Genomic DNA, 7,598 nt, shown 5'->3' on the forward strand with positions numbered 1-7,598 from the left:
CGGTGGGGGCGGCGGCGGGCAGGGGGGCGTCGGGGGTCGGCACCGGCCCAGCCTGCCGCAGGCACCGCCCCGGGCCGAGCGCGGGCCGACCGCGGGCGGTGCGTCGGGGTGGGTCGGTAGGATCGGGGGCGTCCCAGCAGCGGCGTCGACGGAGGCGAAGGGCCCACCCGGGCGATATGGCCAGCACCGAGCAGACCCCCACGACCCCCGACGACGCCGGCGGCACCGCCGCGGCGCGACCCCGACACACGATCGTCGTGCCCCCCGAGGTGAGCATGGTGGCGCTGCTGGGCACGCGCGACGAGCTGCTGCGGGTCCTGGAGCACTCCTTCCCCCGCGTCGACGTCCACGTCCGCGGCAACGAGATCAACCTCTCCGGCGCCTCGGCGGAGATCGCCCTCGTGGAGCGGCTCATCGACGAGATGACCGCGGTGCTCGCCTCCGGCAGCGCCCTGTCCCCCGACGCGGTCGAGCGCGCGGTGGGGATGCTGCGCGCCCAGGCCGCCGGCGTCGGCTCCGACCGGCCCGCCGACGTGCTCACCCTGAACATCCTGTCCAGCCGCGGGCGCACCATCCGGCCCAAGACGGTGAACCAGAAGCACTACGTCGAGGCCATCGACACGCACACCATCGTCTTCGGCATCGGGCCCGCCGGCACCGGCAAGACGTACCTGGCCATGGCCAAGGCCGTGCAGGCGCTGCAGGCCAAGCGGGTCAACCGCATCGTGCTGACCCGCCCGGCGGTCGAGGCGGGCGAGCGCCTCGGGTTCCTGCCCGGCACGCTGACGGACAAGATCGACCCCTACCTGCGCCCGCTCTACGACGCGCTGCACGACATGATCGACCCCGAGTCCATCCCGCGGCTCATGGCGGCCGGGACGATCGAGGTGGCACCGCTGGCGTACATGCGCGGGCGCACCCTCAACGACGCCTTCATCATCCTCGACGAGGCGCAGAACACCTCCGCCGAGCAGATGAAGATGTTCCTCACCCGCCTCGGCTTCGGCTCCAAGATGGTCGTCACCGGGGACGTGACCCAGGTGGACCTGCCGACGGGGACCGAGTCCGGCCTGCGCGTCGTGCAGCAGATCCTGCAGGGCGTGGAGGACGTCAGCTTCTCCCTGCTGACCAGCACCGACGTCGTCCGCCACCGCCTCGTCAGCGACATCGTCGACGCCTACGGCCGCTGGGAGGAGCGCCGCACCCCGCAGCACCGCGGCGAGGGCGCCCGGGCCGCGGTGCGACGCCGGTGAGCATCGAGGTCGCCGACGAGAGCGGCTTCGCCGAGCAGCGCGGGGTCGACCAGGTCGAGGTCGCCGCCCTGGCCCGCCACGTCCTCGACGCGATGCGGGTGCACCCGCAGGCCGAGCTGTCCGTCCTGCTCGTCGACGAAGACGCCATGGAGCGCCTGCACGTGCAGTGGATGGAGGAGCCCGGCCCGACGGACGTCATGTCCTTCCCCATGGACCAGCTCCGCCCCGGCCGCGAGGGCGAGACCTCCCAGCCGGGCCTGCTCGGCGACGTGGTGATCTGCCCGCAGGTGGCCGCGCGGCAGGCCGCCGCCGCCGGGCACGCCACCGCCGACGAGGTCCTGCTGCTGACCACCCACGGCATCCTCCACCTGCTCGGCTACGACCACGCCGAGCCCGAGGAGCAGGCGGAGATGTTCGGCCTGCAGCGCCGCCTGGTCCTGACGTTCCTCGCGAGCATCGGCCGCCCCGGCGACCCGACGCCCACGGTGGGCCACGCCGGGGGCGCGGCCGGCGACGGCGCGGCGGGTCGGTGAACGGGGTGGGCGCTCCCGTCCTGCCCCTCGTCCTGGCCGCCCTGGCCCTCGTGGTCGTGGCCGGGGTGCTCGCCGCCGCGGAGGCGGCCATGGCCAGCACCCCCCGCCGGCGCGCCCGCGAGCTCGCCGCCGCCGCCCGCCGCGGCGCGGGGGCGCTGGAGGCGGTGCTGGAGTCCCCGGCGACCGTCCTGACCGTCTCCACGCTGCTGCGCGTCATCGCCGAGACCGCTGCCGCGGTCTGCGTGACGGTGGCCGTGGCGAGCGCGACGACCTCCTGGTGGCTCGTCCTGCTGCTGTCGGCCCTCGGCATGGGAGCGCTGGACTTCGTCCTCGTCGGTGTCGGCCCGCGCACCATCGGGCGGGTGCACTCCGAGCAGGTCGCGCTGCTCACCGCGCCGCTGCTGGGCCCGCTGAGCCGGGCGCTGGGCCCGCTGGCGGGGCTGCTGGTGCGCATCGGCGGCGCCGTCACCCCCGGCGGGTCGATGCAGCACGGCCCCTTCGGCACGGAGGCGGAGCTGCGCGAGCTCGTCGACCTGGCGGGGGAGAGCTCCCTCATCGAGGCCGACGAGCGGGAGATGATCCACTCCGTCTTCGAGCTGGGCGACACCCTCGTGCGGGAGGTCATGGTGCCCCGCACCGACGTGGTCTCCGCCCACCGCAGCACCGGCCTGGAGGAGGTGCTGTCGCTGCTGCTGCGCTCGGGGTTCTCCCGGGTGCCGGTGCTGGGCGAGGGCGGCGCCGACGACGTGGTGGGCGTCGCCTACCTCAAGGACGTGGTGCGCCGCCTGCACGGGCAGCCGCCCGCGGACCCGGCCACCCCCGTGGAGCACGTGGCGCGCCCGGCGGTGTTCGTGCCGGACAGCCTGCCCGTCGACGACCTCATGAAGCAGATGCAGCGCGGGCGCACCCACGTGGCGGTCGTCGTCGACGAGTACGGCGGCACCGCGGGCGTGGTGACCATGGAGGACGTCCTCGAGGAGATCGTGGGCGACATCGCCGACGAGTACGACCGGCAGGCGCCCGAGGTGGAGCCGCTGGAGGAGGAGGACCGCTTCCGCGTCAGCTCCCGGCTGTCCCTCGACGAGCTGGGCGAGCTGTTCGGCGTCGAGGTGGACGACGACGAGGTGGACACCGTCGGCGGCCTGCTGGCCAAGGCGCTGGGCGAGGTGCCGATCCCCGGGGCCTCGGCGGTGGCGCACGGCCTGGAGCTGGTGGCGGACCGCCGCGGGGGCCGGCGCAACCAGGTCACGACCGTCCTGGTGCGCCGCCACGAGGTGCAGGAGGAGGACGGGGGCGAGCCCGAGGCCGGGGCGCAGCACGGGGCGCACCGCGCGCCGGACCCGCGCCGCGGTGGTGAGCAGGAGCGGCGCGGCTCCCGCCGCGGCGCGGAGCACGAGGAGCGGGAGGCCGGACGTGGCTGAGCGGCAGCAGGGGCGCGATCCGGGGGCGCAGGAGCGGGAGCACCGCTCGGGCTTCGCCTGTCTGGTGGGCCGGCCCAACGCGGGCAAGTCGACGCTGACGAACGCCCTGGTGGGGCAGAAGGTCGCCATCACCTCCAGCCGTCCGCAGACGACGCGGCACACCATCCGCGGCATCGTGCACCGCCCCGACGCGCAGCTGGTGCTGGTCGACACCCCGGGGCTGCACCGCCCGCGCACCCTGCTGGGGCAGCGGCTCAACGACCTGGTGCGCGAGACCCTCTCCGAGGTCGACGTGGTGGGCCTGTGCCTGCCCGCCGACGAGAAGGTCGGCCCCGGGGACCGCTTCATCGCCGAGGCGCTGGTCGCCACGCCGCGCTCGACGAAGGTCGCGCTCGTCACCAAGACGGACAAGGTGTCCCGCGAGCGCGTCGCCGAGCAGCTGCTGGCGGTCTCCCGGCTGGGGGAGGAGCTGCTGGGGGGTTTCGCCGACGTCGTGCCCGCCTCGGCCGTCACGGGTGAGCAGGTCGACGTGGTGGCCGACGTGCTGCTGTCCCACCTGCCGCCGGGCCCGCGGCTCTACCCCGACGACGAGCTGACCGACGAGCCGGAGCGCGTCATGATCGCCGAGTTGGTCCGCGAGGCCGCCCTGGAGGGGGTGCGCGACGAGCTGCCGCACTCCCTGGCCGTGGTCGTGGAGGACGTCGAGGCCCGCGAGCCGCTGCCCGGGCAGCGGCCCGAGGACGCCCTGCTCGACGTGCGGGTGTTCCTCTACGTGGAGCGCGAGAGCCAGAAGGGCATCGTCATCGGTCGCGGTGGCGCGCGGCTGAAGGACGTCGGGACGAGGGCGCGGCGGGGCATCGAGGCGCTGCTGGGCAACCGGGTGCACCTGGAGCTGCGGGTGAAGGTCGCCCCGGACTGGCAGCGCGACCCCAAGCAGCTGGCCCGCCTGGGCTTCTGAGCGCGGCCCGCGTCGTCCGGGCGGCGCGACGGGCCGGACGGTACGTCCGACAGCCGATACGCGACGTCTCACGATTTGACACGTCCTGGGTGCTCGGGTTGGAATCCTCGACACCATCCAGAGCGGCCGAGAGACCTGGCTCGACGACGCCGCAGCAACCCCTGCGCCCACGGGCGCGGACGGTGCTCATGCCAGGACCGATGGAGGACGAGTGCCACCCCCCGCCCCGCCCCCCCGCGCCCCGCTGCCCCGCCCCGCCGGTGGGGCGGGCGACGACGCCGTGCCCGCCGCGCCGGTGCGCCTGCGCGCCGTGGGGCGCGCCTTCCCGGTGGCCGGCGGCACCCACCACGTGCTCGCCGGCGTGGACCTCGACGTCCGCGCCGGTACCACCGTGGCCCTGCTCGGCGCCTCCGGCAGCGGCAAGTCCACCCTGCTGCGGCTCGTGGCCGGCCTCGACCTGCCCACCAGCGGTGACGTCGAGGTGGGCGGTGCGCCGGTGCGCGACGTCAGCGAGCGCTGCGCCGTCGTCTTCCAGGAACCCCGCCTGCTGCCCTGGCGCGACCTGGCGGGCAACGTCGCCCTGGGCCTGCCCCGCGGCACCCCGCGCGCGACGGGACGCGCCGAGGTCCTGCACTGGCTGGACGTGGTGGGCCTGGCCGGCTTCGCCGGGCACCGCCCCCGCCGCGTCTCGGGGGGGATGGCCCAGCGCGCCGCCCTGGCGCGCGCCCTCGTGCGCCGGCCGGGCGTGCTGCTGCTCGACGAGCCCTTCGCCGCCCTCGACGCGCTGACCCGGCTGCGCATGCAGGACCTGCTCGTCGACGTGCAGCGCGCCACCGGGGCCACCGTCCTGGTCGTCACCCACGACGTCGACGAGGCCCTGCACCTGGCCGACCGGGTCGTGGTCCTCGGCAGCGACGGACCCGGCGCCCCGGCCTGCGTGCGCCGCGACCTGCCGGTGCGCCAGCCGCGACCGCGCGACCGCGGCGACGCGGAGCTGGCGGAGCTGCGGGTGGAGCTGCTGGAACTGCTGGGCGTGCCCCGCACCGGCCCGGCACCGGCCGCGGGGGCCACCGGGCCCGACCCGCAGGCCGTGCAGGCCCGGCAGACCGCGTAGGTCCCGTCCACCGCGGGACCGGGCGCTCGCCGCACCCGGTCCGCGCCTCCCACCTCCATGCCCCACCCCCATGCCTTACCCCACGTCCCACCTCGCCGCGCGGGCCCACCGCGCACGACACCTGGAGCACCCGAGCATGAGCCCCCGCACCGCCCCGGCGCGCCGTTCCCTCACCCGTCGCGCCGCGCTGGCCGCCGCCCTGGTCACCGTCGCGTTCGGCTCCGCCTGCGCGCAGGGCGAGACCAGCACCGGTTCCGCCCCCGCCGCCAGCAGCAGCGGCGGTGACGCGGCGGCACCCGTCGTGCGCCTGGACTTCGCCTTCTACAACCCCCTCAGCCTCGTCGTGAAGGAGCGCGGGCTCCTGGAGGCCGCGGGCGTGACCCCGCAGTGGGAGCAGTCGCTGGGCAGCAACAAGGCCAACGAGTTCCTGCGCAACGACAACCTCGACGTCGCCTCCACGGCCGGTGCCGCGGTGCTGCAGGCCCGGGCCAACGGCTCCCCGGTGAAGACGATCGACGTCTACTCCCAGCCGGAGTGGACCGCCCTCGTCGTCGGCGAGGGCTCGGCGATCACGAGCGCTGCGCAGCTGAAGGGCAAGCGGATCGCCGCGACGACCGGCACCGACCCCTACTTCTTCCTCCAGCAGGCCCTCGCCGCCAACGGGCTCTCCGCCGCCGACGTGGAGATCGTCAACCTGCAGCACGGCGACGGGCGCGCCGCCCTGGAGCGCGGCGACGTGGACGCCTGGGCGGGTCTGGACCCGAACATGGCCACCTCGGAGCTGCAGGCCGGCTCGACGCTGCTGTACCGCAACGTCGACTTCAACTCCTACGGGATGCTCAACGCCCGCGAGGACTTCATCGACGAGCACCCCGACCTCGCCCAGAAGGTCGTCGACGCCTACGAGGAGGCCCGCGCCTGGGCCGCGGCCAACCCCGCGGAGCTGGCGGCCCTGTACGCGCAGCAGGCCCAGCTGACCCCGGAGGTCGCCGCCCGCGTGCTGGAGCGCACCACCCTCGACCTGGACCCGGTGCCCGGCGAGGCGCAGCGGCAGGTCCTGGCGGGCATCCTGCCCCTCATGGTCGCCACCGGTGACGTGAAGTCCGAGCAGGCCGCGCAGCAGGCCCTCGACACCCTCCTGGAGCCCCGCTTCGCGCAGGCCGCGGCGTCGTGAGCGCGCCCGCGCAGGCACCGGCCGCGGCGGGGGCGCCCTCCCCGGCCCGCTCCCGCCGCGGCGCGCCGGTCTGGGCGCTGGGGGCCGTGCTGCCCCTGCTGCTGCTCGTGCTGTGGCAGCTCGCCGGCCCGCTCGGCTGGTTCACCGCCAGCCAGCTGCCCCCGCCGCTGGACGTGCTGCGCGGTGCGCAGGACCTGGCCGCCACCGGTGAGCTGCAGCGCAACGTGGCGATCAGCACCCAGCGGGTCCTGCTGGGCTTCGCGGCCGGCTCGGTGCTCGGCGTCGTGCTGGGCGGCCTGGTGGGGCTCTCCCGCGCGGCCACGGCGCTGCTGATGCCCACGCTGGGGGCGCTGCGGGCGGTGCCGTCGCTGGCGTGGGTGCCGCTGCTGGGGCTGTGGATCGGCCTGGGGGAGCCGCCGAAGATCGTGCTGGTGGCGATCGGGGCGTTCTTCCCGGTGTTCACGACGGTGTCCTCCGCGCTGCGCCACCTGGACCCTGCGCTGGTGGAGGTGGGGCGCGCCTACGGCCGCCGCGGGGCGCGGCTGTTCGGCGAGCTGCTGCTGCCGGCCATCGCCCCGTCGGTGCTGGCGGGTCTGCGGCTCGCGCTGGCCCAGAGCTGGCTGTTCCTCGTCGCCGCCGAGCTGATCTCCTCCTCGATGGGGCTGGGGTACCAGCTGCAGAACAGCGGCAACCAGGGGCGGGTGGACCTGCTGCTGCTGGCGATCCTGCTGCTGGCGCTGCTGGGCAAGCTGAGCGACGTGCTGCTGGGGCTGCTGGAGCGCCGGGTGGCCCGCGGCCGGGAGTGACGCGGGCGCGGCCGCGTGGACGCCCGGCCCGCGGCGCGCGTAGGCTGGCGCCGTGGTCGGCCGGACGCTCCTCCTCCTTCGCCGCCGCGGCGGGGCCAGCTAGGCCGGTCTCCCCGCCGCGGGACCTCGACGTGTGCGCCGGCCGCGCCCGCACCACCGCCCGCCGCGCCGGCGGGTGATCGAGGAGGACAGACAAGTGCGCAACACCCAGCAGCCGTCCACGATGCCGGTGCACCGCTACCGGCCCTTCGCCGAGCAGATCGCCGTGGACCTGCCCGACCGGACCTGGCCGGACCGCCGCATCGAGGTCGCCCCCCGCTGGTGCGCCGTCGACCTGCG

Annotated in this window: 7 protein-coding genes and 1 riboswitch; all 7 genes read left to right on the forward strand. The window is 75.7% G+C overall.

All coding sequences use genetic code 11. The features are described from left to right. The first annotated feature begins 176 nt into the window (after positions 1-176). The 7 genes from ABEB16_RS07175 (at position 177) to ABEB16_RS07205 (ending at position 7,259) form a co-directional block, all read left to right on the forward strand. A complete protein-coding gene (locus tag ABEB16_RS07175; RefSeq protein WP_345711575.1) occupies positions 177-1,253 on the forward strand; it encodes a PhoH family protein in 1,077 nt (358 codons plus the stop codon). After that, positions 1,250-1,786, forward strand: a complete 537-nt coding sequence (gene ybeY, locus ABEB16_RS07180) for an rRNA maturation RNase YbeY (RefSeq protein WP_345711576.1) — start codon at positions 1,250-1,252, stop codon at positions 1,784-1,786. Before ABEB16_RS07175 ends, ybeY begins: the two co-directional genes overlap by 4 nt. 5 nt (positions 1,787-1,791) lie before the next feature. Further along, positions 1,792-3,207: a hemolysin family protein gene (locus ABEB16_RS07185; RefSeq protein ID WP_345711577.1), complete on the forward strand. Its 1,416-nt coding sequence runs from the start codon at positions 1,792-1,794 to the stop codon at positions 3,205-3,207. After that, positions 3,200-4,165 carry a GTPase Era gene (era, locus tag ABEB16_RS07190; RefSeq protein WP_345711578.1) on the forward strand — a complete coding sequence of 322 codons (966 nt, stop codon included), beginning with the start codon at positions 3,200-3,202 and terminating at the stop codon, positions 4,163-4,165. The genes ABEB16_RS07185 and era overlap by 8 nt, the downstream gene beginning before the upstream one ends. 110 nt (positions 4,166-4,275) lie before the next feature. After that, positions 4,276-4,372, forward strand: a riboswitch (SAM riboswitch). An 88-nt stretch (positions 4,373-4,460) separates the two neighbouring features. Beyond that, complete coding sequence (locus ABEB16_RS07195; protein ID WP_425560123.1) at positions 4,461-5,279, forward strand: ABC transporter ATP-binding protein; 819 nt, start codon at positions 4,461-4,463, stop codon at positions 5,277-5,279. Positions 5,280-5,415: 136 nt separating this feature from the next. Further along, positions 5,416-6,453 (forward strand): aliphatic sulfonate ABC transporter substrate-binding protein, encoded by a 1,038-nt coding sequence (locus tag ABEB16_RS07200; RefSeq protein ID WP_345711579.1) that lies wholly within the window; start codon positions 5,416-5,418, stop codon positions 6,451-6,453. Then, on the forward strand, positions 6,450-7,259 hold the full coding sequence (locus ABEB16_RS07205) for an ABC transporter permease (protein WP_345711580.1): 810 nt from the start codon (positions 6,450-6,452) through the stop codon (positions 7,257-7,259). The genes ABEB16_RS07200 and ABEB16_RS07205 overlap by 4 nt, the downstream gene beginning before the upstream one ends. Positions 7,260-7,598 lie beyond the last annotated feature (339 nt).

This window comes from Kineococcus glutinatus (assembly GCF_039542765.1).
Taxonomy (GTDB): domain Bacteria; phylum Actinomycetota; class Actinomycetes; order Actinomycetales; family Kineococcaceae; genus Kineococcus_A; species Kineococcus_A glutinatus.